Source organism: Marinobacter segnicrescens (assembly GCF_900111555.1).
Lineage (GTDB): Bacteria > Pseudomonadota > Gammaproteobacteria > Pseudomonadales > Oleiphilaceae > Marinobacter > Marinobacter segnicrescens.
Window position 1 is genome coordinate 100097 of record NZ_FOHZ01000006.1, and the last position, 26048, is coordinate 126144.

The 26048-nt window shown below is 58.2% G+C and carries 25 protein-coding genes; 7 read left to right on the forward strand and 18 right to left on the reverse strand.

All coding sequences use genetic code 11. The features are described from left to right. The 5 genes from BM036_RS08235 to gloB form a co-directional block, all read right to left on the reverse strand. Complete coding sequence (locus BM036_RS08235) at positions 1 to 1014, reverse strand: ABC transporter permease (RefSeq protein WP_091850369.1); 1014 nt, start codon at positions 1012 to 1014, stop codon at positions 1 to 3. A gap of 2 nt (positions 1015 to 1016) precedes the next feature. Next, a complete protein-coding gene (locus BM036_RS08240) occupies positions 1017 to 2096 on the reverse strand; it encodes a microcin C ABC transporter permease YejB (RefSeq protein WP_091850371.1) in 1080 nt (359 codons plus the stop codon). 51 nt (positions 2097 to 2147) lie between these two features. Then, complete coding sequence (locus BM036_RS08245; protein ID WP_245742536.1) at positions 2148 to 3992, reverse strand: extracellular solute-binding protein; 1845 nt, start codon at positions 3990 to 3992, stop codon at positions 2148 to 2150. Between the two features lie 83 nt (positions 3993 to 4075). After that, positions 4076 to 5788, reverse strand: coding sequence for a lytic transglycosylase (locus BM036_RS08250; RefSeq protein WP_091850375.1), 1713 nt, complete (start codon positions 5786 to 5788; stop codon positions 4076 to 4078). 222 nt (positions 5789 to 6010) lie between these two features. After that, the gene (gene gloB / locus BM036_RS08255) at positions 6011 to 6805 is read right to left on the reverse strand and encodes a hydroxyacylglutathione hydrolase (RefSeq protein ID WP_091850377.1); all 795 of its coding nucleotides are present in this window, start codon (positions 6803 to 6805) and stop codon (positions 6011 to 6013) included. A gap of 109 nt (positions 6806 to 6914) precedes the next feature. Here gloB and BM036_RS08260 point away from each other — a divergent pair, with 109 nt between their 5' ends. The 4 genes from BM036_RS08260 (at position 6915) to BM036_RS08275 (ending at position 10977) form a co-directional block, all read left to right on the forward strand. After that, complete coding sequence (locus BM036_RS08260) at positions 6915 to 7754, forward strand: class I SAM-dependent methyltransferase (RefSeq protein WP_091850380.1); 840 nt, start codon at positions 6915 to 6917, stop codon at positions 7752 to 7754. 13 nt (positions 7755 to 7767) lie between these two features. Then, complete coding sequence (gene rnhA / locus BM036_RS08265) at positions 7768 to 8220, forward strand: ribonuclease HI (protein ID WP_091850382.1); 453 nt, start codon at positions 7768 to 7770, stop codon at positions 8218 to 8220. Between the two features lie 7 nt (positions 8221 to 8227). Then, positions 8228 to 8926 carry a DNA polymerase III subunit epsilon gene (gene dnaQ / locus BM036_RS08270; RefSeq protein WP_091850384.1) on the forward strand — a complete coding sequence of 233 codons (699 nt, stop codon included), beginning with the start codon at positions 8228 to 8230 and terminating at the stop codon, positions 8924 to 8926. 341 nt (positions 8927 to 9267) lie between these two features. Continuing rightward, a complete protein-coding gene (locus BM036_RS08275) occupies positions 9268 to 10977 on the forward strand; it encodes a FimL-related protein (RefSeq protein WP_091850386.1) in 1710 nt (569 codons plus the stop codon). 71 nt (positions 10978 to 11048) lie between these two features. On the opposite strand, the gene BM036_RS08280 is transcribed toward BM036_RS08275, so the two are convergent. Next, positions 11049 to 11363, reverse strand: a complete 315-nt coding sequence (locus BM036_RS08280) for an SCP2 sterol-binding domain-containing protein (RefSeq protein ID WP_091850388.1) — start codon at positions 11361 to 11363, stop codon at positions 11049 to 11051. 324 nt (positions 11364 to 11687) lie between these two features. Here BM036_RS08280 and sohB point away from each other — a divergent pair, with 324 nt between their 5' ends. Together sohB and BM036_RS08290 are read left to right on the forward strand one after the other, a co-directional pair. Next, positions 11688 to 12740 carry a protease SohB gene (gene sohB, locus BM036_RS08285; protein ID WP_091850390.1) on the forward strand — a complete coding sequence of 351 codons (1053 nt, stop codon included), beginning with the start codon at positions 11688 to 11690 and terminating at the stop codon, positions 12738 to 12740. 27 nt (positions 12741 to 12767) lie between these two features. Then, complete coding sequence (locus BM036_RS08290; RefSeq protein ID WP_091850392.1) at positions 12768 to 13763, forward strand: YhdH/YhfP family quinone oxidoreductase; 996 nt, start codon at positions 12768 to 12770, stop codon at positions 13761 to 13763. Between the two features lie 99 nt (positions 13764 to 13862). On the opposite strand, the gene BM036_RS08295 is transcribed toward BM036_RS08290, so the two are convergent. The 4 genes from BM036_RS08295 to metH form a co-directional block, all read right to left on the reverse strand. Then, positions 13863 to 14387, reverse strand: a complete 525-nt coding sequence (locus BM036_RS08295) for a DUF934 domain-containing protein (protein WP_091850393.1) — start codon at positions 14385 to 14387, stop codon at positions 13863 to 13865. Continuing rightward, positions 14380 to 16032: a nitrite/sulfite reductase gene (locus tag BM036_RS08300; RefSeq protein ID WP_091850395.1), complete on the reverse strand. Its 1653-nt coding sequence runs from the start codon at positions 16030 to 16032 to the stop codon at positions 14380 to 14382. Before BM036_RS08300 ends, BM036_RS08295 begins: the two co-directional genes overlap by 8 nt. A 519-nt stretch (positions 16033 to 16551) precedes the next feature. Next, entirely contained in the window at positions 16552 to 16797 is a 246-nt protein-coding gene (locus BM036_RS08305) for a DUF2970 domain-containing protein (protein ID WP_091850397.1), read from the reverse strand. Between the two features lie 94 nt (positions 16798 to 16891). Further along, positions 16892 to 20587 (reverse strand): methionine synthase, encoded by a 3696-nt coding sequence (gene metH / locus BM036_RS08310; RefSeq protein WP_091850399.1) that lies wholly within the window; start codon positions 20585 to 20587, stop codon positions 16892 to 16894. Between the two features lie 223 nt (positions 20588 to 20810). Here metH and nfuA point away from each other — a divergent pair, with 223 nt between their 5' ends. Continuing rightward, positions 20811 to 21398: a Fe-S biogenesis protein NfuA gene (nfuA, locus tag BM036_RS08315; protein ID WP_091850400.1), complete on the forward strand. Its 588-nt coding sequence runs from the start codon at positions 20811 to 20813 to the stop codon at positions 21396 to 21398. Positions 21399 to 21512: 114 nt separating this feature from the next. On the opposite strand, the gene BM036_RS08320 is transcribed toward nfuA, so the two are convergent. The 8 genes from BM036_RS08320 to BM036_RS08355 all read right to left on the reverse strand — a co-directional run bounded on the left by BM036_RS08320 (position 21513) and on the right by BM036_RS08355 (position 26019). Further along, positions 21513 to 21830, reverse strand: a complete 318-nt coding sequence (locus tag BM036_RS08320; protein WP_091850401.1) for a TusE/DsrC/DsvC family sulfur relay protein — start codon at positions 21828 to 21830, stop codon at positions 21513 to 21515. Positions 21831 to 21852: 22 nt separating this feature from the next. Beyond that, positions 21853 to 22158 carry a sulfurtransferase complex subunit TusB gene (gene tusB, locus BM036_RS08325; protein ID WP_091850403.1) on the reverse strand — a complete coding sequence of 102 codons (306 nt, stop codon included), beginning with the start codon at positions 22156 to 22158 and terminating at the stop codon, positions 21853 to 21855. Continuing rightward, positions 22155 to 22514, reverse strand: a complete 360-nt coding sequence (locus BM036_RS08330; protein WP_091850405.1) for a DsrE family protein — start codon at positions 22512 to 22514, stop codon at positions 22155 to 22157. The genes tusB and BM036_RS08330 overlap by 4 nt, the downstream gene beginning before the upstream one ends. Position 22515: 1 nt before the next feature. Beyond that, positions 22516 to 22941, reverse strand: a complete 426-nt coding sequence (gene tusD / locus BM036_RS08335) for a sulfurtransferase complex subunit TusD (protein WP_091850407.1) — start codon at positions 22939 to 22941, stop codon at positions 22516 to 22518. Positions 22942 to 23044: 103 nt separating this feature from the next. Then, entirely contained in the window at positions 23045 to 23764 is a 720-nt protein-coding gene (locus BM036_RS08340; protein ID WP_091850409.1) for a Bax inhibitor-1 family protein, read from the reverse strand. Between the two features lie 157 nt (positions 23765 to 23921). Beyond that, positions 23922 to 24173, reverse strand: a complete 252-nt coding sequence (locus tag BM036_RS08345) for a hypothetical protein (protein WP_091850410.1) — start codon at positions 24171 to 24173, stop codon at positions 23922 to 23924. An 87-nt stretch (positions 24174 to 24260) separates the two neighbouring features. Then, positions 24261 to 24701 (reverse strand): universal stress protein, encoded by a 441-nt coding sequence (locus BM036_RS08350; protein WP_091850412.1) that lies wholly within the window; start codon positions 24699 to 24701, stop codon positions 24261 to 24263. A 34-nt stretch (positions 24702 to 24735) separates the two neighbouring features. After that, positions 24736 to 26019 (reverse strand): TRAP transporter large permease, encoded by a 1284-nt coding sequence (locus tag BM036_RS08355; protein WP_091850414.1) that lies wholly within the window; start codon positions 26017 to 26019, stop codon positions 24736 to 24738. Between the last annotated feature and the right edge of the window lie 29 nt (positions 26020 to 26048).

Here is a 26048-nt window from a genome sequence, read left to right on the forward strand (position 1 = left end):
TCAGTTCTTCCTCGGGTCGAATGCGTCACGAACTGCCTCGCCGACGAACACCAGCAGGGTAAGCATGAGCGCCAGGCTGAAGAATGCGGAAATGCCCAGCCAGGGCGCGTGCAGGTTTTCCTTTCCCTGATAGATCAGTTCACCAAGGGAAGGTGATCCCGGAGGCAACCCAAAGCCCAGGAAATCCAGCGACGTCAGCGCGGTTATTGCGCCGGTCAGGATGAACGGCAGAAAAGTCAGGGTAGCCACCATCGCATTGGGCAGGATGTGCCGGAACATTATCTTGCGGTTGCCCATCCCCAGGGCGCGGGCGGCCTTTACGTACTCGAGGTTACGGGCGCGAAGGAACTCGGCACGAACGACGTCCACCAGTCCCATCCAGCTGAACAGCAGCATGATGCCCAGCAGCCACCAGAAATTCGGCTGCAGTATGGCTGACAGGATAATCAGCAGGTACAGCACCGGCAGCCCGGACCAGATTTCGATAAAGCGCTGGCCGAACAGGTCGATCTTGCCGCCGTAATACCCCTGGAGGGCACCCACGGCCACGCCAACGAGACAGCTAAGTGCCGTCAGGATCAGCCCGAACAGCACGGAGATACGGAAACCGTAGATTACCCGGGCAGCCACGTCCCTGGCCTGGTCATCAGTACCCAGCCAGTTCTCGGTTGAGGGTGGTGCCGGTGAGGGCTGGTCCAGCTCATAGTGCACTGTGTCATAACTGAAGCGGATAGGCGGCCAAAGCATCCAGCCGTGACTGTTGATTTCGTCGGCGATGACGCTTTCCCGGTAGTCGGCTTCCGAGGGCAGAAAACCGCCGAAGGTTTCCTCCGGAATGGACTGTACTACCGGAAAATAGAGGTCTCCCTGGTAGGACACCAGCAGCGGCCGGTCATTGGCGATGAGTTCCGCGCACAGGGACAGGCCGAACAGCGCGAGGAATATCCAGAGCGACCAGTACCCACGGCGGTTACGGCGAAAATTGGCCAGGCGGCGTTGCTGAATGGGAGACAAACCTAGCCCTCCCTGCTTTCAAAATCGATGCGTGGATCCACCGCCACGTAGGTGAGGTCACTCACCAGCTTCAGCAATAGTCCCATCAGCGTAAAAATGTACAGGGTGCCGAAAATGACCGGGTAGTCCCGGTTGAGTGCCGCCTCGAATCCCAATAATCCGAGGCCGTCGAGGGAGAAGATGACCTCGATCAGTAGTGAGCCGGTGAAGAACAGGCTGACCAGGACCCCGGGCATGCTCGCAATCACAATCAGCATGGCATTTCGGAACACATGCCCGTAGAGCACCTGGCGCTGGCTGAGACCCTTGGCCCGGGCTGTCACCACGTAGTGTTTGCCGATCTCGTCCAGGAAGGAATTCTTGGTGAGCAGAGTGAGGGTGGCAAAGCCGCCGATGACGTTGGCAGTAACAGGCAATACCAGGTGCATGAAGTAGTCCTTCACCTGTTCAGGCCAGGACAGTTCGTGGAAATTGCTGGAAGTCAGCCCGCTGTTCGGGAAAATATCGAAATAACTGCCGCCAGCGAACAGGACGATCAGCAGTATCGCAAACAGGAACCCGGGTATGGCGTAACCGATGACGATCAGCGAGCTGGTCCATACGTCGAACCGGGAGCCATCCGACACTGCCTTGCGGATGCCCAGGGGAATGGATATCAGATAGATGACGAGGGTAGACCAGAGGCCTAGGGAGATGGATACCGGCATCTTGTCGATGATCAGCTCCACCACGCTGCGGTCCCGGTAGAAGGAATCACCAAAGTCGAAGCGGGCATAGTCGCCCACCAACTGGAAAAAACGTTCATGGGCCGGTTTGTCAAAGCCGTACATGGCTTCGATTTCGGCCAGGAGTTCCGGGTGTATCCCCCGGGATGCCCGAGAATCCCCCCCACCGCTGGAGACCTCCGCTCCGCCACCGCCGCCGGCACGGCTGAGCGCGCTGCCACCATGGCCCTGCATTTCAGCCAGCATTTGCTCGACAGGTCCACCGGGTGCCGCCTGGATGATGACAAAGTTGAGCAGCATGATCCCGAACAGGGTCGGAATGATCAACGCAAGTCGCCGGAGTATATAGCCGCCCATGGTTGCTATCAGCTCCGGTGGAGGGGGTGGATAGTGGTCATCAGCATGAAATCAGTTGCCATACCACCAGTTGTTGATGTCGACGCCATTTTTGGGAGTGGTTTCCGGCCTTTCCAGGAAGGACCAGTAAGCGATCCGGTCCATGGACAGGTGCCACTGAGGCACCACATAGTGGCCGTGAAGCAGAACCCGGTCCAGGGCACGGGTTCGATACACCAGCTCTTTCCGGTCAGGCGCCTGGATAACCTGCTCCACCAGGGCGTCCACCACCGGATCACGGACGCCGGCGTAGTTGCGGGAGCCTTTGATATCGGCAACGGAGGAGTGCCAGAAATCCCGTTGTTCATTACCGGGGGAGTCCGACTGGGCAATCACCTGCGTAATGATGTCGAAGTCGAAATTCTGTACCCGCTCAACGTACTGGTTGGTGTCCACCAGCCGGACCTCCACTTTCATACCCAGCCGCTCAAGATTGTTCTTGAAGGGCAGCACAATACGTTCGAAGTTTTTCTGGTGCAGCAGAAACTCGAAGGAAAGGGGCTGGCCGGTCTCGCTGTGCACCATGATGCCATCCTGGATACGGTACCCGGCTTCCTTAAGCAGTGTCAGCGCCTTGCGGAGATTATCACGGAGCGTCTGGTCACCTTCCGTAGATGGAGGCGAGTAGGGTTTGTTGAATACTGCGTCCGGGATTTGTTCCCGGTGTCCTTCGAGTATCTCCAGTTCACGGCCTTCAGGGAGTCCGGAGGAGGCCAGCTCGCTGTTCTCGAAATAGCTTTGCGTCCGGGTGTACTGATCGTGGAAAAGGTTGCGATTGGCCCAATCAAAATCAAAGGCGTGGGCGATGGCCTCACGGACCTTCGGGTCAGCGAACTGGCCGCGGCGGGTGTTGAAAATGAAGGCCTGCATCCCTGCGGGGCGTTGGTGTTCGATGGCCTCGGTAACAATCTGTCCGGTACTGAAACGGTCCCCGGTATAGGCCGTAGCCCAGTTCTTCGCGGAGCTTTCGACGCGGAAGTCGTAGTCACCCGCCTTGAAGGACTCCAGTGACACGGTCTCGTCCGAATAATAGTCGTAGCGCAGCCGGTCGAAGTTGTAACGTCCCTTGCGGACTGGCAGGTCCTTGGCCCAGTAGTTCTCTACACGCTCATAGGTAATATAGCGGCCCGCCTCGAATTCCTTGATGCGGTAGGGGCCGCTACCCAGGGGTGGCGTCAGGCCATTGTCGCCAAAACTGCGCTCTTCCCAGTAGTGGGCTGGCAGCACCGGCATCTGTCCCAGGATCAACGGTAGCTCCCGGTTGTTTGTTTCGCCGAAGTCAAAGCGTACCCGGCGCTCGGACTCCACCGTGACGCTTTCAACTCCGCCATAATAGCTGCGGTAGAACGGATGTCCTTCCTTCATCAGCGTATTGAAGGTAAAGGCGACATCTTCTGCCGTGATGGGGTGGCCGTCATGGAAGCGTGCGTCCGGGCGAAGGTTGTACACAACATAGCTACGATCTTCCGGAGTCTCGATGCTTTCGGCAATCAACCCATAAGCGCTGAACGGCTCATCGTCAGAGGACACCAGGAGGGTTTCGTACAGATAGCTGTTGATGCCGGCGGCAGCAACGCCGCGGACAACGAACGGGTTGAAGCTGTCATAACCGTTAGCACGAACCGCCAGTCGCAGGCGTCCGCCCTTGGGCGCGTCCGGGTTGACGTAGTCAAAGTGCTCAAAGCCCGCAGGGTAGGCCGGCTCTCCGTGCATGGCGAGTCCGTGCACCGGCTCCGGAGCCGGGTTCGATGACGCGCGTTCTGGGGACTGAGCCGCGCTGAAACCAGCGGGCAGAATCAGGGCACCAATGAGAAGGAGAGAGCGCGATAATCGGGAAGTCCTTGGACTGCTGGCCATAGCTGTTGTTATACCCGTTGTCGGTGGCCGGGCTGCCAGTCAGACAGCCCGTGGAAACTTTCGAAAGCGTTTGACCGGAAAACTCAGGGGCTGTTCCGTACGTCCACGTAAAGTACCAGACTCTGTCCTGGCTGCAGGTAACGGGATGTATTCAGGTCATTCCAGGCCGCGATATCACGGACGTTAACTGCGAACCGGTTGGCGATAGCGGACAGCGAGTCTCCACGGCGGACCCGGTAACCCACCTTGCGCACCATGCCGGCGCGGTTGTTGGTGGCAACACGGGCGCCGGAGGCTGCCTCAGCGTTCTTCGACCATATCACCAGCTTGCGGCCGGGGACCAGTGGGTCTCCGGGTGCCATGCCGTTCCAGGCGGCCACCTGGCGGACACTGACACCGTGCTCACGGGCAATATCCCAGAACGTATCACCCCGGGTCACGCGGTGTTCAACACGTTCACCCCCGTTATTACGCCCGGCGCTTTCCTGTTTGCGGGCGAGTCGCTGGTTCTGGCTGAGGCTGTAGCTGTCCTGACCGGCTCGGGCCGAGGGAATCAGCAGTTGCTGGCCAACCCGGATAAGGTCATTGCTGAGTTTGTTGACTTCTTTCAGAACTGAAGGCGTAGTGCCATAGCGCCGGGCTATGGCGCCAAGGTTATCGCCGGAGCGGACCTGGTAGTTCTCCCATGAGACACGACTGTTCGGGTCCAGCGACGCGATACCCTCACGAAAACGGTTTGCGCTGGCCACCGGGACCAGCAAGCGGTGAGGCCCATCGGGGCGAGTTGCCCAGCGGTTGAAGGACGGGTTGAGAAGGTAGATTTCATCCACGTCTACCTCTGCCAGTTCCGCCGCATGGGCAAGGTCGATCTGACCGCCGGTTTCGACCACCTCGAAATAGGGCTTGTCTTCAAGAGGCGGTAGCTTGACACCATAGGCCTCCGGATCATCGAAGATCCGTGCCAGGGCGATCAGCTTGGGCACATAGTGACGGGTTTCCTTGGGCAGCTGCAGTGACCAGTAATCTGTGGGTTTGCCCTGGCGGCTGTTGCGGCGGATGGCACTGTTTACCGTCCCGCCCCCACTGTTGTATGCAGCCAGCGCCAGTGTCGGGTCGCCATCAAACCGTTTCGCAAGCTGATCCAGATAGGTAAGCGCTGCATTGGTGGAAGCGATCACGTCACGCCGGTCATCGTGCCACCAACTCTGGTCCAGCCCGAAGTGGCGTCCGGTTCCGGGGATGAACTGCCACAGACCGGAGGCGCGGCCATGGGAGTAGGCGAAGGGGTCAAAGGCACTTTCGACCACCGGTAGCAGGGCGTACTCCATTGGCAGCCCACGGCGCTCGGTTTCGTCGATAATATAGTGCAGGTAGCGCCGACCACGCTCAACAACCCGCTCTATATAGGCAGGATGACGGGCGTACCAGTTCAGTTGCTGCTGGACCCGCTCGTCTCCCTGCTCGTGGTCCATGTCGAAGCCATTACGAAGCCGGGTCCAGAGGTCACGCTCTTTCGGGGGTGCTTGGTCCCCGGCTACCTGACCGGAATCCAGCCGGTTGCGGGCCTGCTCTGCGGTCTGCTTGAGAGAGGGCTCTATGGAGTCATCCAGCCGGGTGGTGTCTTGCTTGTTGCCTCCCTCCACGGAGTCCTTGAGGGCTTCATCGCCAGCTGCAACCGTTTGCTGGTGGGTACCCAGAACGGCGTCATCATTGTTACCTAGCCATGCAGGTGTGGAAGAGCAACCAGTCAGCAATACGGTAAGGAGGGTCAGCGTGGTCGTACGTCTTGCCATCATAATCGACATTCCAGGGCTCGGAAGGGGCCTGGAAGTCTGCAAGGCAGGAAAGTCGGGCAGACTCCCGCGATGTTCCCGGGCTTCCGAGCGGGTTATCGGGTTCTATGAAACGTTCGCGATTCTATGTGTGCCGGCAATCCGGGTCAATGAAACCTGCGTTACGGGATCGAAACGACTCGCCTGGCAGCCGCTGGTTGCCGGGCGAGCAATCATTTTACTGGATCAGAAATGATCCTTGCCGTGACGCACTGCCGCAAACACGCCACTGTCACTGTCGGTAACGAGCCCGTGCCCTCGTCCATAGTCTGTTGCCACCCGGATAACGGCCGGGTCATCCCAGCGCAGGAACGGGTTGCGCTGTTTTTCGTCACCGAGCATCACTGGCACCGTGGGCTTGCCTTCGTCTCGCAGGTTCTGGCAATGAGCTTCAAATGAGGATAGTGCAGGGTCGTCCGGGAGCCAGTCGCGGGCGAAACGAAGGTTTGCAAGGGTATACTCATGGGCGCAGTACACCATGGTTTCGTCGGGCAGGGCCCTCAGGCCGGCAAGGGATTCCACCATTTGTCCCGGTGTGCCCTCGAACAGCCTGCCGCACCCGCAGGCAAAGAGCGTGTCACCGCAGAACAGAACCGGGTGTCCGGCTACCTGTGTGTCCGAGAAGTAGGCAATATGGTCAAGGGTGTGACCGGGTGTGGCGAGCACTTCGAACGTCAGGCCCAGCCAGACCACTTCGTCGCCGGCATGAACGGCATCGGTTCCACCGGTATAGGGGGAGTCGGCGGGCGCCACGATCCGTTCCGGATTATAGCGTTCAAACAATTCGGCGATTCCGCCGGTGTGGTCCGGGTGGTGATGGGTTACCAGGATAGTATCCAGGGTAAGCCCCTGGCGCTCAAGAAAGTCAGCGACCGGGGCCGCCTGGCCCGGGTCGACCACGAGTGCCTTGCCGGACTCCGAATCGGACAGGCACCAGATATAGTTGTCGGAGAATGCCGAAATCGGTGTAATGCTCAGCATAGGGCCCTCATGTTCAGGTGGCAGATGGTGACTGCTATCATAGTGCATCAGGCAGTCCCTGCCCAAGGGAACCACTGCAGGGCTTCCATACCGGGTTGGGGGAAGGATGATGCAAAGCAATCGCGGTCAATGGCAGAAACCGTTCAGGTCAAGTGGCAGGCGACGGCCTGATTACCGGGTCTCTCACCGCAACCTGGAGCACTGGTTCCGTTCGCCTCTGGGCCAGGCATTGCTGGAAGATCAGCGGGCCTGTGTCAATACCCACGTGCAGGACCTGGGAGGTGCACGGCAGTTACACATCGCCCTGAGTCATCGCCTTCCGCTGGCTGCTGATACCGACTATACCCAGCATATTGTTGCGACACCCTACTGGCACGCTGAACTCCCCGATGGTGTGGTGGTCTGTGATCCTGACGAGTTGCCACTTCCCTCGGCCTCCATTGACCTGGTCATCCTCCATCACAGCGCGGATTTCTCTGCCTGGCCCCACCAGGTGTTGAGGGAGTCTGCCCGGGTGTTACGGGGCGGGGGACAGTTGCTGGTGCTGGGTTTCAACCCTCTCAGCAGCTGGGGTATACGCCGGTTGCTGAGCCGCAGGCGGCGAGGCCCCTGGGGCGGTCGTTTTCTCCTGCGATCACGAATGGAAGACTGGCTTAACCTGCTTGATTTTACGGTGGAAAGCTCCGGCAGCTATTTTTTCCGTTTGCCGCTGCAAAATGAGCGACTGCTGGAGCGTCGCAGTGCCCTGGAGTATCTCGGTACCCAGGGCATGCTCCCGGTAGGCGCCTATTACTGCATCCTGGCGAGCAAACGGGTTTGTGCGCCCATTGCCCGCCGGCGCCTGTGGCGCCCCGGTAAGGTGATTCCATTGCCTACACCCGGTACACTCGGCGCCTCAAGACAGGCCCGGCGTCAGGAAGGACCGGGGCGGAACGCCGAAGGATGCTGACTGCGGATATATCATGAGCAAACGAGTAACGCTGTATACCGATGGCGCCTGTAAGGGGAATCCCGGGCCCGGCGGCTGGGGTGTCCTGTTGCGGTACGGGGATAAATCCAGGGAGCTTTGTGGGGGTGAAGCCGACACCACCAACAACCGGATGGAGTTGATGGCCGCCATCGAGGGTCTGAAGGCCTTGAGACGGAGTTGCCCAGTAGATCTCTATACCGACTCCCAGTACGTGCGTAAAGGCATCACCGAGTGGATGACCGGCTGGAAAAGGAACGGTTGGAAAACCGCCGCAAGGAAACCGGTCAAGAACGAAGACCTCTGGCGCACCCTGGACGAGGAAGTGGCGAGGCACGAGGTGAAGTGGCACTGGGTGAAAGGGCATTCCGGCGTGCCGGACAACGAGCGTGCGGACGCACTGGCTAACCTGGGCATTGAAAAGGCCGCGGCCAAGAGAAAAGGGTAGTGAACCAATGAGACAGATTGTTCTGGATACGGAAACCACCGGTATTGATCCCAATGAAGGTCATCGCATTATCGAGATCGGATGCGTTGAACTAATGGAGCGTCAGCTCACCGGGCGCCACTACCACGTCTACATCAACCCGGATCGTGAAGTGGAAGAGGAGGCCATCTCGGTTCACGGTATTACCAATGAGTTTCTGGAGGACAAGCCACGGTTCAGGGAGATTGCCCGGGAATTCCTGGACTTTATTGACGGTGCCGAGCTGGTCATTCACAACGCGGCCTTTGACGTGGGTTTTATCGACGCAGAGTTTGCCCGCATCAAACCGGTGCGTAAGGTCGCGGACCATTGTTCTGTACTGGATTCGCTGGCGGTTGCCCGTCGCAAGCACCCGGGCCAGAAGAACAGCCTGGATGCCCTCTGCAAACGCTACGGCGTGGACAACAGTAACCGTGAGCTGCACGGCGCCTTGCTGGATGCCGAGATCCTCGCCGATGTATTCCTGCTGCTCACGGGTGGACAGACAGCGTTATCCCTGGACGCAGGCAGCGATGGTGACCAGGGTGGACAGGTTATCCGGCGGTTGTCGGCGGACCGTCCGGCGCTGTCTGTCCTCCGTGCATCTAATGAAGAGGTGGAAGCCCATGAAACCTTCCTGGATACGGTAGAGAAAGCCGGCGGCGAAGCGGTCTGGCGTAACGCCTGAAATGCAAGCTCCCGGGGCGGTGTGCGATGGCCAGCGTGCAGAACTGAGAACTGCTTAGGATATCGCGAAAGTGGTTGCAGCAGGCCCTTGAGCGGCCAGCCTTTTGTGTTATAAGTAATGGACAGTCCTTGAATTACGGCAGTTCGTCAGGGCGTTCATTGGTGCGACTTTGTCGTGCCGGCTGGGGCGCCCGACCAGGCAGTACCCGTTGTAGCCGGGGGTCGGATTTCCGACGCCCCCGGGGAAACCCCTGTTCAGGTCAGCCCTGTGCAGGAGGTGCCCGGATAATGTTGTGACCAGGGTACCTGCGCAGGCAAAGCTGAGACAGGAAGCGCCAGTATATGATCCAGTCGTCACTCGCGACGAAGTCACAGTCGTTCGATCTGGTAAAAAGTGAGATCGAACAGACCATCCGTAATGCGGAAACCAGCCTGGAACGCTTCCAGGAAAACCGTGAAAGCGGAGAAGACCTCCAGAACTGTGTCGATTACCTGAACCAGCTCCGGGGCATTTTTGTGCTGGTGGAGCTCAGGGGCGGCACACTCCTGTGCAAAGAGGCAGTGACCGTTGCCAATGACGTTCCTGTAGGCGCCAGTGACGACAAGAATATTCTGCTAACCACGCTCAATAGCGCGTTGTTTATCCTCCGTCGTTACGTTGAGTACTATCACCAGCAACGGGAAGATCACCCGGAGCTACTGCTGCCCATTATCAACGAACTGAAAGTAGCCCGGGGCGAGGCGCCCCTTCCGGAGTCCCATTTTTTTGAGCTGGACACGGAACAGCGACCGGATTTCTGCACAGGGGTTGCGGCAGAGCCGGTGCAACTCTCCGACACCGAATTTGAAGCTTACGCCCGTCGTATGCGTCTCATGCTTCAGGTGGCGCTGGTAGGTGTCATCCGGGAGCGCAACGAAGAGGTTAGCAAAAAGCTGATAGCCCGTTCGTCCCGGGGGTTTGCGCGTCTTTGCGGAGAAGGTCAACTAAAGCAGTTATGGTGCCTGCTGGTCGTTGTGGCGGAGACCATGACTGACCGCGCCATGGGATTCAACCAGGCCCGCAAGCGCCTGCTGATGCGAATCGAGAAGTATAGCCGGGACATTGTCTATGTAGGTCGCACCGCTGCCCGCCGCACTCTGGACGAGTCCGTCATTCGGGACCTGGTCTACCTGTTGTATCGCAGTGGCTCTGCCAACCAGGAAGTACAGCGCATTCTGTCGGCCTGGAAGTTGGCCCCTTCAGACTACCCGGAATCCATGATGGAGGCGCATCGCAAGCGCCTGTACGGGCCTGGGGCAGACGTGCTCAAGTCGCTGTCCAGTGCGCTGCAGGATGAGCTCAACCAGCTCAAGGACCGCCTGGATATCATTGAGCGGGGCATTGAACCGGACCTCAGTGAACTTTCCACCATTGCAGATTCGCTGAAGCGGCTGGCCAACACCCTGAACATGCTGGATCTGAACCGCCTTTCGGATATTGCCCGCAACGAGGCAGACCGCCTGCTTACCTGGGAACAGGCCGGTGAGCTGCCTGCGGAAGATGAATTGTACGCATTGGCGGACGCTGTGCTTGGCATCGAGAGCGCTGTCCAGCAGATGGTAAGCCGTGGCATTACCTCCGAAACCGACGCCCTGGCGATTGCCCGCCCTGACACCCGGGAAGGCACCCTGTACCTGCGAGAAGCAGCGATTGTAGTCGGTGACGAGGCAAAAAGTGCCCTGACCCTGGCAAAGCGGGCCATCACGGCCTTTGTCGAGTCGGACTACGACAAGTTGCACCTGGCAAACCTGCCCAATACGCTCCACAGCATCTGGGGGGGGCTGATGATGATCGGCGATCCCGACGCCGCGGACGTCATGGACAGGGTTGCCCGATCAATCCAGACCCGCCTGCTGGATGTCAAAGAGCCTCCTGGCAATGCGGTACTGGAGTCACTGGCGGATGCCCTGACATCACTCGAGTATTACATCGAGAACATTGGTACCCGTGATAGCCGCAATCCGGACCTGTTGCGCCTGGCGGAAACGTCACTACAGGACGGCGGGCTTTGAAAAGGCTCCTGCCATAAACGACAAAAGGCACCTCGAAAGGTGCCTTTTTTGTCCACGAAGCGCTTGATCGCTTAGCCCATGGAAAAGAGCTGGCCCAGCTTGGTTGCCAGCATCATGTCGCCTTCGGCCCGCAGCTGACCGGACATGAATGCTTGCATGCCATCGGTCTCTCCGGAAGCGATGCCCTTAAGGGTGGCGGCATCCATGATCAGGGTAACGGAAGGGTCTTCGTGTTCGCCTTCAACCACCTTGCAGGTGCCATCCTTCACGATGACATGGTGGTTCTGGTCGTCTTCGATATTGAACTGGAAGACCAGATCCATGCCTTCGGCGGCTTCCGGATTGAAGTTCTGCTCGAATTTCTCGAATACCTGGGCTACGGACATTATTTTTCCCTTTAAATAAAACGGAGTCTGCGGGGCGGGTGAGGTTGTCGCTCCCTGCCAATCGGCCGGCTGGTACGTCTATTGGTTTAATGGGGCTGTCGGGCCTCCCTGCCAGCCGGCTCATTCCGACTTTAGGGGCCGCACCCAGGCGTGTCAAGGAAAAATCAAACGATCGTTTGATAACTTTTCCGGGTGGGAGGTTGTACACACCATGGCCTCGGTTACAATCGGGTTTCCGTCGTTTGCCGTGTGGTGCATTTTGGCACCAGGACAGTGGCAGGGCACGGTTTCAGACCGTGTACCACGAACATCATGGAGTGTGCATTGGAATTTCTATCTGAGTACGGGCTGTTTCTCGCCAAGGCGGCGACCGTTGTCGTTGCTGTCGTGATCATTATCGCACTCGGTGCAGCTGCCGTTCAGCGTAACCGGGGCGAGGGCGACGATGAGGGTGAGCTCACCGTTCGCCGCCTCAATGAAAAGTACCGCAAACTGCGTGAAGCCATTGAAGGCCGCATGCTTGCGCCGGATCAGCGAAAGGCGTGGACGAAAGCGAAGCATAAGGCTGAAAAGGCTGCCCGAAAGGCGCGTAAGGGCAAGGCAGGGGAGGAGGAGACTCCCAGTCGGACCTTTGTCATCGAATTTGACGGAGACATCAAGGCCTCGGATACGGAAACCCTCCGCAAGTCTGTCTCAGCGGTACTTGCCGTGGCCGATCCGGAAAGGGATGAAGTAGTGATCCGGCTTGAAAGCGGCGGCGGCCTTGTCCACGCTTACGGACTGGCTGCAGCCCAGCTGGACCGTATTCGTAGCAAGGGCGTCAAGCTGACTGCCTGTGTCGACAAGGTGGCCGCCAGTGGCGGCTACATGATGGCGTGTGTGGCGGATCGCATTGTTGCATCACCCTTTGCGATACTTGGCTCCATCGGCGTTGTTGCCCAGCTTCCCAATTTCCACCGGGTCCTGAAAAAGCACGAGGTTGACTACGAGATTCTCACCGCCGGGGAACACAAGCGAACATTGACCATTTTTGGTGAGAACACCGAGAAAGGCCGGCGTAAGTTCCTGGAAGACCTGGAAGATACCCATCACCTTTTCAAGGACTATGTCAGTGAACGACGCCCGGAGCTGGATATCGACAAGGTCTCCAATGGTGATATCTGGTTTGGTACCCGTGCCCTTGAGGTAAAACTGATCGATGAGGTCAAGACCTCTGACGAATACCTGATTGACGCCTGTGAGCGATCCGAAGTGGTCTCAGTCGGATTCCAGCGCAAACGAACCCTGCCCGAAAAGCTCGGGCTGGCCACCAGTGCAGCCTTTGAACACACCGTGTGGCGGTTGCTGAGTACCTTTCGTAACCAGAATCTCCAATAACAATTCCCAACCCCCAGGAGGACGAATATGAGTAATGACATCGAATACAAGGCGTGGCGCGTTCATGAAAAGGACGGCGAGTACGTTGGTGCAGAAGAAACCTGCCGCGTGGCTGACCTTCCTGCCAATGAGGTGCTGATCCGGGTCACGCACTCGTCCCTGAACTACAAGGATGCACTGTCGGCGTCCGGTAACAAGGGGGTAACCCGGAACTTCCCGCACACCCCGGGTATTGATGCAGCCGGGGAAGTCGTGGAATCCAGTGGCACTCCGGGTAAGGGTAGCCAGGTGATTGTCACCGGCTATGACCTTGGCATGAACACCCCGGGTGGCTTCGGTGAATATATCCGTGTACCGGCGCAGTGGTGCGTGGAAATGCCGGCCGGATGGGACGCCCGCAAGGCGATGATCTATGGGACCGCTGGACTGACGGCAGGACTTTGTGTCAATAAACTGCTGAGAATGGGCGCCGCTCCCGAACAGGGACCGGTGGTAGTGACCGGCGCCAGTGGTGCGGTCGGAACAGTCGCCGTGGAAATCCTGGCGGGCCTTGGCTTTGAGGTTACCGCGGTTTCCGGCAAGGAGGATCAGGTGGACGCCCTCAAGGGTTTGGGCGCAACCGCGGTGGTTGGCCGCGAGACTCTGGAGGCCTCACCCAAGCCAATGCTGAAGCCGGTCTTTGCCAATGCCGTGGACACGGTCGGTGGTGCGCCGCTGGCTGAGTTGCTCAAACAGGTCCTGCCGGGCGGCTCAGTGTCCTGTTGTGGCCTGGTTGCTGGCCCGAAGGTGGAAACCACGGTAATGCCCTTTATCCTCCGGGGTGTGAACCTGCTGGGTGTTGACTCGGTGGAGATTCCGCTGGATCAGAAGCGGCAGGTCTGGCACAAGCTTTCTTCGGACTGGGCATGTCCGAAAACCGAGGCGGCTGCGCGGGACATTGGCCGTGGTGACCTGGACGGGGCGCTGAGGGCCTTCCTGAAGGGCGAGTCCATAGGCAAGATCGTGCTCGACCACGCCCGCTGACGGTAAGCCCGGCCGGTCTTCATCCGACGATGGACCGGCTTGCAGGTGTAAAAACGCTGACCTGTTCCAGGTCAGCGTTTTTTTTGCCGTGCTCAGGGATTATGCCGTTGCCGCGACCGGAAATTCGCCCCGGCGACGGAACAGTGGTTCATCATTGTCTGTAGCGGCCTGGTAGGCGTTGCTGAAGAAGTTCAGGCAACGAGGGGCCTTGCTGATGTCCTTGTCTGGCCGCAAGGCGTAGCTATCAAAGCCGCAGCGCTTCATGAACTGGAGCTGATCCAACAGAACATCGCCGATTGCCCGGAGTTCACCCCGGTAGCCAAAGCGCTCCCGGAGCAGGCGAGCGGAGGAATATCCCCGGCCATCACTGAACTTGGGAAAGTTCACTGCAATCAGGGGAAGCTGATGAATATGGTCCGCAATCAGCTCGGGCTCTTCATGACTGTCCAGCCACAGGCCGACCTGCTCATTACCGACGAAATGCTCCCGGCCTGCGAGCCAGAGCTCCGCAGGAACGAGGCATGGCCCCTCCGGCAGGGCCAATGAATCGCCCTCGGCCGGATGCTCAAGTACCTGCCAGGCATCGACAACAATCGTGCCGTCGTGTTTGACAATATTACGCATATACACGCTCCTTGAAGGGGGCGATTCCGATACGGCGGTAGGTATCGAGGAATTCTTCTTCCTCGGTCCGGTTGTCCACGTAGACGTTGATAATCTTCTCGATCACCTGGGGCATGTCATCCCTGGCGAAGGAGGGCCCCAGGATCTTGCCGATAGCAGCGTCGTGCTGCGACGCGCCTCCGAGGCTGATCTGGTAGTACTCTTCGCCTTTCTTGTCCACGCCCAGCACGCCGATGTGACCGACATGGTGATGACCACAGGCGTTCATGCAGCCTGAAATGTTCAGATCGATATTGCCGAGGTCGTAGAGAAAATCCAGGTCATCAAAGCGACGCTGTATCGACTCTGCCACCGGAATCGACTTGGCATTGGCGAGGGCGCAGTAATCGCCTCCCGGGCAGCAGATAATGTCGGTCAGGGTGTTCAGGTTGGCGGTGGCAAAGCCCATGGGCCGGATGGCCTGCCACAGCTCGAACAACTGGTCCTGCCGAACGTCGGCCAATACCACGTTCTGTTCGTGGGTCACCCGCACTTCACCGAAACTGTATTGGTCTGCCACGTCGGCAATCTGCTCAAGCTGGCGGTCAGTCACATTGCCTGGCGGTGTACCGGTTTTCTTCATGGTCAGGGTGACGATGGCATAGCCCGGCTGCTTGTGGCTGTTTACATTGCGGCGGATCCAGTTGTCGAACGCCTTGCTTTCGCTACGGGGCGTTGCCAGCGCCGGCGGGTTATCCTGCAGCGCCTTATAGGCGGGTTCGGTGAAGAACCCCTTCATCCGGTCAATGGCGTCACGGGTGAGGTGAGTGGGGGAGTCCTTGATGTGGGCCCACTCTGCTTCAACCCTCTCGGCGAACCCTTCCGGGGTCAGTGCCTTTACCAGGATCTTGATCCGCGCCTTATATTTGTTGTCACGGCGACCATAGCGGTTATAGACGCGCAGAATGGCTTCAAGATAGGTCAACAGGTCATGCTCGGGAATAAAGTCACGAATCACCGGGCCAACCATGGGAGTACGACCAAGCCCGCCACCTACATGCACCCGAAAGCCCAGTTCACCCGCCTCATTACGGACCATCTGAAGGCCGATGTCGTGGATCTGGATAGCCGCACGGTCGCTATGCTCGGAGGCATTGACCGCCACCTTGAACTTGCGGGGCAAGAAAGCAAACTCAGGGTGATAGGTGGACCATTGCCGGATAATCTCGCAATAGGGTCGCGGGTCGGTAATCTCGTCCGCCTGTACGCCGGCAAACTGATCCGTTGTGGTGTTGCGAATGCAGTTGCCACTGGTCTGGTTAGCGTGCATTTCCACCTCGGCCAGTTCCGCAAGGATGTCAGGCACGTCCTCAAGCGCCGGCCAGTTCAGCTGTACGTTCTGGCGGGTGGTGAAGTGGGCATAGCCCTTGTCGTAGTCACGGGTAATTCGCGCCAGGCGGCGAAGCTGCCCGGAGCGCATCATGCCGTAGGGTACGCAGATGCGTAGCATGGGGGCCAGCCGCTGCACGTACAGGCCGTTCTGCAAACGCAGGGGGAGAAACTCGTCTTCACTCAGCTCGCCAGCGAGGGCACGATCGGTCTGGTCCCGGAACTGGGCAACGCGCTCTGCCAGAAGCTGCCGGTCGTGTTCATCGTAAACGTACATAATCGGGTGGTCCTGAATAAGTCTGGGCACTGTTCCTGAAAGGGATGACATCGGTCAATCAGTGCAGATGCGGGGCAGGATAGCACCACGCCCTTATTCTTAAAATGATTATTTCAAAATATAGTAATCGATTTAAGTGATAAGCAGCGGCTGACTTTCCGGTGGTTTTAATCCGGGTTGCCGGTTAACAAAAACAGGAAATAGGGGGCACAGCCGGGTGGACTTGCCCGATAAGGTAACCTAAATTAGGGGGGCCGATCGCGGTAACCGGAATTCGAGGAAAAACAAGACCAACAACAGTAATCACGGAGAACCGTCTATGAAGAAAAGTACCCTGAAAGACAGTCAGGTCGATGCCATCGCATTCACCATGCTGGCTCTGCTGGTGGTGGCTTTCGCTGTTACCTGGGTGTCCGGCCAGTAACCCGGTCGAAATGCCCCACGGCAGGTGGTACTTACGGGTATGCCTGCCGTTGTTTTCCCTCCTGCCAGTGCTTTGTATAGCTCACTGCCATTTTCTTAATGTGACGCCAGTACCCACTGGACAATCAGCGCCAGCGCGCCGACAAAGCCAACGGTGAAGATCAGGCCCGCGACGATATAGGGCCAGGGGCTGTGGCTGCTGAAATCCTCTTCGTGGCGTTTACCGGACTGAACACCAAAGGCTCCAGCCATTACGCTCTGGAGAACCTTCAATACGCCCGGACCCTTGCGGCGAGGGGGATGATCCCCGTTTCGTGACTGCCCTGATACCTGGTCTGACATGGATATTCTCCGTCCCGGATTGTTCTTGTTCTATTGAGAATGCCGGGTGGCCGGAAAGAACTCAAGGGCTCTGCCGACCACCTGTGCTTCATTGCTATTCCGCGGGATCATAGGCCAGGCTTGGGGCGAGCCAGCGCTCAGCCTCGGCCTTGCTCAGTTCCTTGCGCTCCGCGTAATCTGCTACCTGGTCCTTGCCGATCTTGCCCACGGCGAAGTACTTTGATTCCGGGTGGGCAAAATACCAGCCGGAAACCGCCGCGGTCGGGAACATGGCAAAGTGTTCGGTCAGCTCGATACCCGCATTTTCCGGCGCCTGCAGCAGTTCAAACAGCGTCGCCTTCTCGGTGTGGTCCGGGCAGGCCGGATAGCCAGGGGCGGGGCGGATGCCCTGGTATTTTTCCCGGATAAGGTCTTCGTTCTCCAGCGACTCTTCCGGTTGATAGCCCCAGAACTCCTTGCGCACACGCTCATGCATACGCTCGGCGAAGGCTTCCGCCAGGCGGTCTGCCAGCGCTTTCACCATAATGGCGTTGTAGTCATCATTGGCCTCCTTGAACTCCAGGGAGAATTCTTCAGCGCCGATGCCGGTAGTCACCGCAAAGCCACCGACGTAGTCGCAGCCATTGGATTCTGGCGCGATGAAGTCCGACAAGGCCCGCATGGGTTGCCCCGGGGCTTTCTCGTCCTGTTGACGCAGGTGGTGGAGCACAGTCAGTTCGTCACTGCAGGACTCGTCCTTGTAGACCACAATGTCATCGCCACGTCGGCGAGCAGGCCAGAAACCGATAACCGCCCGGGCCCGGACGCGTTTTTCCGCGATCATCCGCTTCAGGATCGCCTGGCCGTCGTTGAACAGGCTGCGGGCCGCCTCTCCACGCTTGGGATCGTCCAGTACCGCCGGGTATTTGCCTGCAATGTCCCAGGAGATGAAGAACGGCGTCCAGTCGATATAGTCCACCAGCTCTTCCAGGTCGTAGTCCTCGAAGCTGCGTACACCCAGGAACGAGGGGCGTACTGGCTGGTAGGTCTCGAAGTCGATCTCTGGCGCGCGCGCCCGGGCTTCGCTCAGGGAGACCAGTTTGGTGCGGTCGCCACGGTTCTTGCGGCGTTCGCGAATTTCATCGTATTCCTTGCGAATGCCTGCGACGTACTCCGGCTTGCCATTGCGACTGAGCAGGGTGGAGGCCACGTTGACGCAACGGGAAGCATCGGACACGTACAGGGCAACGTCGTTCTTGTACTGGGGCTCAATCTTGACTGCGGTGTGAGCCTTGGACGTGGTAGCGCCACCAATCATCAGGGGAATGTTGAAGTCGAGCCGCTGCATCTCACGGGCCACGTGGACCATCTCGTCCAGGGACGGCGTGATCAGACCGGACAGACCGATAATGTCGACGTTTTCCTTGCGGGCGGTATCCAGGATCTTTTCGCAGGGAACCATAACCCCCAGGTCGATGACTTCATAGTTGTTACACTGCAGGACCACTCCAACGATGTTCTTGCCGATATCGTGGACGTCACCCTTCACGGTAGCCATGAGGATCTTGCCCTTGGCTTTCTGGTCCTCGGTCTTCTCCGCCTCGATATAGGGAATCAGGTGGGCAACTGCCTGCTTCATGACGCGAGCGCTCTTTACCACCTGGGGCAGGAACATCTTGCCGTCACCAAAGAGGTCGCCCACCACGTTCATGCCGTCCATCAGGGGGCCTTCGATAACCTCGATGGGGTGTTCGGCCCGCTGACGGCATTCTTCAGCGTCTTCCAGGATATAGGTGGTGATCCCTTTCACCAGGGCATGCTCGATCCGCTTTTCAACGGGCCATTCGCGCCATGCCAGGTCTTCTTCCCTGGTCTTGCCGCCCTGGCCCTTGTAGCGCTCGGCGATCTCCAGCAGCCGGTCGGTGGCATCTTCACGGCGGTTAAGCACCACGTCTTCGACCAGCTCCTTCAGTTCCGGGTCAATCTCGTCATAGACCACGAGCTGGCCGGGGTTGACGATACCCATGTTCATGCCAGCCTTGATGGCGTGGTACAGGAACACCGAGTGAATGGCTTCGCGCACGACATCGTTGCCCCGGAATGAGAAGGAGACGTTACTTACGCCCCCTGAGATCGAGGTGTAGGGCAGGTTTTCGCGGATCCAGCGGGTCGCGTTGATGAAATCCACCGCGTAGTTGTTGTGTTCTTCAATCCCGGTGGCGATGGCAAAGATATTGGGGTCGAAGATGATATCCCCGGGGTTGAAGCCTATGCCGACCAGCAGATCGTAGGAGCGTTTACAGATCTCGGTCTTGCGTTCAAACGTATCCGCCTGGCCCTGTTCATCAAAGGCCATGACCACAACCGCAGCGCCGTACCGCATGCAGTCCCGGGCCCGCTTGAGAAACTCTTCCTCACCTTCCTTTAGGGAGATGGAGTTGACGACGGACTTGCCCTGAACGCAGCGCAGGCCAGCTTCAATGACCTCCCACTTGGAGGAGTCCAGCATAATGGGCACACGGGAGATATCCGGCTCGGAGGCCACCAGCTTCAGGAAGGTAACCATCACCTCCTTTGACTCCAGCATGCCCTCGTCCATGTTGATATCGATGATCTGGGCTCCATTCTCCACCTGGTCCCGGGCCACACTGAGGGCCTCTTCGTACTGCTCTTCCTTGATAAGCCGCAGAAAACGTTTTGAGCCGGTGACGTTGGTGCGCTCACCCACATTGATAAACAGGGTGTTTTCATCACCAGTGAACGGTTCCAGGCCGGAAAGGCGGAGAACCTTCGGGCGCTCGGGGATCTGGCGGGGAGGGTACTTGGCTACGGCCTCGGCAATGGCTGCGATATGATCCGGGCGAGAACCACAGCAGCCGCCGATGATGTTGAGGAAGCCATCCCGGGCAAAGCCCTCGATGATGGATGCCATTTCCTCGGGGGTCTGATCGTATTCGCCGAACTCGTTGGGCAAGCCCGCGTTGGGGTGGGCGCTGATATAGGTATCCGCCTTTGCCGACAATTCTTCCACGTAGGGTCGAAGGGCATCCGCCCCCAGGGCACAGTTCAGCCCCACGGTGAGCGGCCGGGCGTGGGCAACGGAGTTCCAGAAAGCCTCAGTAGTCTGGCCAGACAGGGTACGACCGGAAGCATCGGTAATGGTGCCGGAAATCATCAGCGGCAGTTCGACACCGGAATCCTCAAAGTACTGTTGTACCGCGTAGATGGCAGCCTTGGCGTTGAGGGTGTCAAAGATGGTCTCAATCAATATCAGGTCACAGCCGCCTTCGGTGAGATACCTGGCAGCTTCGTAATAGTTATCGACGAGGGTCTGGAAATCCACATTGCGGTAACCGGGGTTATTTACATCCGGAGAGATAGACGCTGTGCGGGAGGTCGGCCCGATGGCGCCGGCCACGAAGCGGGGCTTGTCGGGGTTGCGGGCGGTAAAGTCGTCCGCGACGGCCCTGGCAAGCCTTGCAGATTCCAGGTTCAGCTCCGGGACCAGCGCTTCAAGGCCGTAGTCGGCCTGGGACAGCCGGGTGGAGTTGAAGGTATTGGTTTCGATGATATCCGCCCCGGCTTCCAGGTAGTCGGCATGGATGCGGGTCAGGAGGTCAGGTTGGCTCAGGCAGAGCAAGTCGTTATTGCCCTTGATCTCTCGTTCATAGTCCCGGAATCGCTCACCGCGAAAGGCGGCCTCATCCAGCTTCTCGTTCTGGATCATGGTGCCCATTCCGCCATCGAGGACGACAATGCGTTCCTTGAGAGCCTGGTGAAGCTGGGCGAGTCGTGTTGCGCGATCGGTCATGGTCAGGTCTTTCCGGGAGTAATGAGTGTGCGATTCGGAGCGGCGCATAATACCAAAGTTGTCCCATGGCGTCCTGCAGGCCCTGATATGGGTCAAGTCTCTCAACCCTTGAATCGTCGGGTCTGCGCCTATATCCAGTATAAAGTCTGACTATTTTACTTGGTCTTTCAGGATCCCGCGAACTCCGTTAAAATGAACTCACATTTTCAAACAGGTTTACGAAATGGCACTGGTTACTGTTACCGACTCTGCAAGAGACTATCTTGCCGAACTGATCAACAAGCAGGACGTAGAAGGCATGGGTGTGCGCATTTTCGTGACCCAGCCGGGCACCAAGCACGCCGAGACCTGCCTTGCCTACTGTCCACCCAACGAGGTGGTGCCCACCGATGAGCAGCTCGACCTGGGCAAGTTCACCCTGTTCCTGGACCACAACTCGGTACCTTTCCTGGAAGAAGCCTACGTGGACTATGCCAAGGATCAGATGGGTGGCCAGCTGACCATCAAGGCGCCCAATGCGAAGGTTCCCAAGATTGATGACGACGCTCCGCTGCCGGATCGGGTCAACTACATACTGGCGTCAGAAATCAATCCGGGGCTGGCGTCCCACGGCGGTGATGTTCAGTTGGTCGAAATTGTTGATGAATCCGTTGCCGTACTTCGGTTCGGCGGCGGTTGCCAGGGTTGCAGCGCTGTCAGCCTGACCCTGAAGCAGGGCGTTGAATCCACACTGAAAGAGCGTGTGCCGGAGATTACTGCAGTTCGGGATGTCACCGATCATTCCTACAAGGAAAACGCTTACTACCAGTAAGGTTTCCAGGAAGGTTTCGGTGTTCCTGGCGGTCTGCTGTCCAGCCTGAAAAGCCCCGATCTCCAGAGATCGGGGCTTTTTTATGGGAGCAAACCGGACCGTCTGTATCATTGTCTACAGGCAATTCGTGGGCCTGGGCAGGCCCGCGATTCGGCACGCGGTTTTTGCCGGTGTGCCCGGGAACAGCTGCATCAGGTAGATACTGTTACCCTTTTCCTCTCCCAGAATTTCCCTTACGGCCTTCACAAACAGGCGGTTGGATGGTGGGGAAATTTCATGTTCTTTGTAAAAGTCCCTTAATAACCATATGATCTCCCAATGCTTTTCATCCAGGTCAATATTTGACTCTGAAGCAATTTTGCTGGCGATAGCTTCATTCCATTGCCAGGCATCTTCGAGAAAGCCTTCGTTGTTGCGTTCGGGTATTGGCATCCGGACTTGTCTCCTGAAACGGCTACCAGCTGACCACTCGTGGGAACCGGTCGGTGAGCTCGACCATGCCCCGGATATCGATCAACTCCACGTCCTCCTGGGTGTCTTCGTCGAGACCCCGGGCCAGGCAGTCGTGCCTTAACGCACGGGTATTGGCCGGTAGCGCCAGGGTGGCATCAGCCAGTGCGATAACCGCACTTTCCATCAGCAATAGACTATCCTCGTTTGCTACAGCGCCCAGACAGTCCCGAAACCGTGGGTGTGAGGGGGGCTTGTTGAGCAGGTGCAATGTGGGCAGTGTCTTGCCATTGACGGCTGAGCTGGTCATGGCTGGATCACCTCCTGAAAGCGAGTATAGAAAGCGGCGTCAGCAACGACCGGCTCAACCTCGGGCTGGGGCCTTTCTACCCCGAAGCGAGCCAGGGAGGCTGTATCGGCAAAGAGTTCACTGACACCGAACATCCTTGCCGCGCCCAGGTTCCGGCTCACGGTTTTCTGGTTTATCGATGCGCCATCCTGGCCAGGTCTGAGCCAATTGACGCCTTCACCACGGAACAGCAAGGCGACAGGCTGGTCAAATGCTGCCAGCGAAAAGGCCATATCCAGGGCTTCCCGGCCCCGCCAGTCACCGTATGGTGGGCTGTCAATGACGATAAGAAGGGTCTTGGTGGTGGCATCGCTCATCTCACGCACCTCCATGGAAATAGACCACCCGATCCGAACTGGTCACCGCTTGTACCCACTCTCCGAGCCCTGCGATGGCGAATCCATTGGCCAGATTGGCCGCAGGCTTCTCATAGCGGCGTGCTTCCTCGTCGTTCAGCAGCCCCCGGCGCAGGGCGGAGGCGATGCAGACCACCGGGGTAATCTGGTGTTCGCCAGCGAGGGCCTGCCAGCGAGATGTCCAGTCAGTTTCATCGGAAGGCGGTGTATTGAGGGCAGAGGCCAGGTGGACTCCGTCACCATACAGGAACACCAGGTCAATCTTGTGGCCGGTCTCCAGTAACGTCTGGCAGAAGGCATGGGCGGTGGCGGGTGCCTGGCTGACATAGGGTGCCCCGGTGATCACCAGGCTGTAGCCGGGTTTGCTGGTTGTAGAAATGTCAGGCATTGCCAATATCCCGGAATCAGATCAGTTGTCCGTAATGGATGGTAGCAAGAAAAAAGCCCCGCAGGGCGGGGCTTTTCCGTTGGGCGTCAGGTCGCCTGACGCGCTATTCGTTGCTCAGCGCACCAATGATGTGCAGCAGGGAAACGAACAGGTTGTAGATGCTGAGGTAGAGGCCAACAGTCGCCATGACGTAGTTGGTTTCGCCACCGTTCACGATTCGACTGGTGTCGAACAGGATAAAGCCAGACATCAGCAGCACAATCGCACCGCTCAAGGCCAGGCTCAGCATGCTGACATCAACGCCGAACATGGAAGCAACCATAGCGCCCAGCATGGTTACCAGAACCACCACCAGACCGGCGACCAGGAAGCTGCGCATGAAGGAGAAGTCCTTCTTTGTGGTCAGCACGTAGCCGGACAGGGCGAAGAACACGATCGCCGTGCCGCCCAGCGCCTGCATAACAACGGCGCCACCGTTCGAAAGTGCCAGGTAATGGGACAGAAGCGGCCCCAGGGAAAGGCCAAGCAGGCCGGTAAATGCGAATACCACACCGATACCTGCCGGGCTGTTGGCAGTGCGGGGTAGTACAAACCAGATCAGACCCAGTGCAACGAGGGAGCAGACCATGCCAATCCCGTGGCCGAGTCCCATTGCCATGGAGACACCCGCCATAACAGCGCTGAAGACAAGTGTCATGGCCAGCAGCATGTAGGTATTTTTCAGCACCTTCGTGGCATCGGCGCTGATGCCGGTGCCTGCACCGGCTCGCGGAGCCGCATAGGTACCCTGGTTCTGGTTGACGTTGAAACGCCTGTTATCCATGTGTGTCTCCGTAGGATGATTGCTCGTGGGTTAGCGGTTCCCGGTTCGGAACCCTTGCGCCATACCGCCCATCATAATGGACGGCCATCAAGTTTCAATCGTTAAGGTTCAGGAATTCAGACAATTTTCAGTTGTCAGGGTTCCGCATTACTTCAAATTAATGTTTGTCGGATGCTGACTGGCCATGACCGGAGTCTTCGGGCTGCCGTTTTCTGCCGGTAGTGCCGGGCTCCCAGTCGAGTTCAGGATTGGCCTGGCAAAATGTGCATTCTTCGATATCAACAGATGCGCCACCAGCCTCGACATATCTTATCCGATGACGGGCCGAGCCACGGTTTGCTGAAACCGAGAATCGCCGATCCCGTTCCCGTTCCGGCTGATCAGATTGAGGGGTTTTGTCAGTGGTCATAGAGTCTCACCGTTGGCTTGGAATCGGAGCGGTAGCATCCGGTATCACTGACCTTCAATTTGGGGGCACCCGGGCAGGAATCAATGGTTACACCACCAGGGTAGGGCACTTGGCCATACTGGCGACGCGTTGGGAGACACTGCCAAGGACCATGCCGTCCTTGTCGCTGTGAGTGCCCCGGGAGCCCAGCACGATCAGGTCTACATCATGCTGTTTTGCGAACTTTACGATGGCTTTCGACGGTCGGCCGCCCTTGACGAAGCCACGCACACTGGGCGCACCCAGTTCCAGTGCGTGCTGCTTGGCATGCTCCACCACTTCCCGTGCGTACTCGGTCAGCGCCTGGTCGGGAATCTGCAACTCCTGGGGGCGGACCATGGACAGAGACGCCTCGAACAGGCTGTGATGCTTGAACACGCAGATGATATAGAGCTCAGCACCGGTCAGTTTCTGGAATTCCACCGCTTTTTCCAGTGCATACAGTGCCGGCTTGGAGCCATCGACGGCTGCCAGGATTCGTCGGAACATGATCACCTCCTCAACGCGCGTTCGCGCTTTCTGGTCAACGGAATGCCACGTCCCGCAGGAACAGGGCTATTTGCGGGAAGGCGATCAGCAGCGCAGCCGCCAGAATCAGGATAAAGATAAACGGCGGTGTACCCCGGATAACCTCCCAGTAGGGTCGTTTGAAGATTGCGATTGCGGTGAAGATGTCGCAGCCAAACGGCGGGGTTGCCGAACCGATAGCAACCTGCAGCGTGATCAACACACCCACCAGCACAGGATCGAGGCCGGTAGCCTGGATTGCCGGGGCAAAGATCGGGGTGAGTACCAGGATCACCACGATGGGGTCAACGAACATGCAGGCGATAAAGAAGGCCACACAGATGGCAACCAGAACACCCACCGGCCCGGCTTCGTTCACACCGACAGCTGCCAGGATGGTCTGGGGAATCTGTGCAAACGAGATGATATAGGAAAAGCCGTTGCCCGCCGCGACCAGGATAAACACCACTGCAGTAATCAGGCCAGTGGACTTGGCAATCCTATAGATATCGATTGTCTTCAGGGAGCGGAAAATCACAAACTCCAGGAGCAATGCATAGAGCACACAGACGGCAGCTGCCTCAGTGGGGCTGAATATGCCGCCATAGATCCCGCCCACGATAATAACCGGGAAAAACAGCGGCCAGACCGCCTGGCGGACTGAGCGCAGCCGCTCTCCCCAGCTTGCCTTGTCTTCGGTAGGTACCTTGTTGCGATAGGCATAGAACAGGCAGTAAAGGGAGAACATCAACAGGATCATGATGCCGGGGCCGATGCCGGCAATAAACAGTTCGGCGATGGACGTTTCAGAGATTACCCCATAGATAATCATGCCGATGCTGGGAGGAATCAGGAAAGCGATATCGCTGGCATTGATGATCAGCGCCAGGGTAAAGGAGTCAGAGTAACCGGCTTTGAGCATCTTTGGCCGCAGTGGCGAACCAATGGCCACTACCGTCGCCTGGGTGGAACCGGAAACTGCGCCGAACAGGGTACAAGAGGTGGCGGTACTGATCGCCAGGCCACCCTTGATATGGCCGATAAACGACATAACCATCGCAATCAGGCGGTCGGCAGACTGGCCCCGGGTCATGATATCGGCCGCCAGGATAAACATGGGTACCGCAATCAACGAGGCAGGGCGAATGCCCCCCATCATCTGCTGGATCAGGGTGGTCATCTGTCCGAAGCCGTTGAACATCTCGTAGAAGCCGACCAGGGCTGCGGTCAGCAGCGGGATCATCATCGGGAAGCCCAGCAGGAGCAGCACGATCATGATCACCAGTAGTAAAGTCGCCATGAATGTTTCCTTTTTTCTTGCTCTTGCGG

Excerpts from the sequence above, each read along its gene's own strand:
- BM036_RS08240 (WP_091850371.1), bottom strand. The coding sequence starts at position 2,096 with ATGGGCGGCTATATACTCCGGCGACTTGCGTTGATCATTCCGACCCTG.
- BM036_RS08245 (WP_245742536.1), bottom strand. The coding sequence starts at position 3,992 with ATGGCCAGCAGTCCAAGGACTTCCCGATTATCGCGCTCTCTCCTTCTC.
- BM036_RS08250 (WP_091850375.1), bottom strand. The coding sequence starts at position 5,788 with ATGATGGCAAGACGTACGACCACGCTGACCCTCCTTACCGTATTGCTG.
- gloB (WP_091850377.1), bottom strand. The coding sequence starts at position 6,805 with ATGCTGAGCATTACACCGATTTCGGCATTCTCCGACAACTATATCTGG.
- BM036_RS08260 (WP_091850380.1), top strand. The coding sequence starts at position 6,915 with ATGCAAAGCAATCGCGGTCAATGGCAGAAACCGTTCAGGTCAAGTGGC.
- rnhA (WP_091850382.1), top strand. The coding sequence starts at position 7,768 with ATGAGCAAACGAGTAACGCTGTATACCGATGGCGCCTGTAAGGGGAAT.
- dnaQ (WP_091850384.1), top strand. The coding sequence starts at position 8,228 with ATGAGACAGATTGTTCTGGATACGGAAACCACCGGTATTGATCCCAAT.
- BM036_RS08275 (WP_091850386.1), top strand. The coding sequence starts at position 9,268 with ATGATCCAGTCGTCACTCGCGACGAAGTCACAGTCGTTCGATCTGGTA.
- BM036_RS08280 (WP_091850388.1), bottom strand. The coding sequence starts at position 11,363 with ATGTCCGTAGCCCAGGTATTCGAGAAATTCGAGCAGAACTTCAATCCG.
- BM036_RS08290 (WP_091850392.1), top strand. The coding sequence starts at position 12,768 with ATGAGTAATGACATCGAATACAAGGCGTGGCGCGTTCATGAAAAGGAC.
- BM036_RS08295 (WP_091850393.1), bottom strand. The coding sequence starts at position 14,387 with ATGCGTAATATTGTCAAACACGACGGCACGATTGTTGTCGATGCCTGG.
- BM036_RS08300 (WP_091850395.1), bottom strand. The coding sequence starts at position 16,032 with ATGTACGTTTACGATGAACACGACCGGCAGCTTCTGGCAGAGCGCGTT.
- BM036_RS08305 (WP_091850397.1), bottom strand. The coding sequence starts at position 16,797 with ATGTCAGACCAGGTATCAGGGCAGTCACGAAACGGGGATCATCCCCCT.
- metH (WP_091850399.1), bottom strand. The coding sequence starts at position 20,587 with ATGACCGATCGCGCAACACGACTCGCCCAGCTTCACCAGGCTCTCAAG.
- nfuA (WP_091850400.1), top strand. The coding sequence starts at position 20,811 with ATGGCACTGGTTACTGTTACCGACTCTGCAAGAGACTATCTTGCCGAA.
- BM036_RS08320 (WP_091850401.1), bottom strand. The coding sequence starts at position 21,830 with ATGCCAATACCCGAACGCAACAACGAAGGCTTTCTCGAAGATGCCTGG.
- tusB (WP_091850403.1), bottom strand. The coding sequence starts at position 22,158 with ATGACCAGCTCAGCCGTCAATGGCAAGACACTGCCCACATTGCACCTG.
- BM036_RS08330 (WP_091850405.1), bottom strand. The coding sequence starts at position 22,514 with ATGAGCGATGCCACCACCAAGACCCTTCTTATCGTCATTGACAGCCCA.
- tusD (WP_091850407.1), bottom strand. The coding sequence starts at position 22,941 with ATGCCTGACATTTCTACAACCAGCAAACCCGGCTACAGCCTGGTGATC.
- BM036_RS08340 (WP_091850409.1), bottom strand. The coding sequence starts at position 23,764 with ATGGATAACAGGCGTTTCAACGTCAACCAGAACCAGGGTACCTATGCG.
- BM036_RS08345 (WP_091850410.1), bottom strand. The coding sequence starts at position 24,173 with ATGACCACTGACAAAACCCCTCAATCTGATCAGCCGGAACGGGAACGG.
- BM036_RS08350 (WP_091850412.1), bottom strand. The coding sequence starts at position 24,701 with ATGTTCCGACGAATCCTGGCAGCCGTCGATGGCTCCAAGCCGGCACTG.
- BM036_RS08355 (WP_091850414.1), bottom strand. The coding sequence starts at position 26,019 with ATGGCGACTTTACTACTGGTGATCATGATCGTGCTGCTCCTGCTGGGC.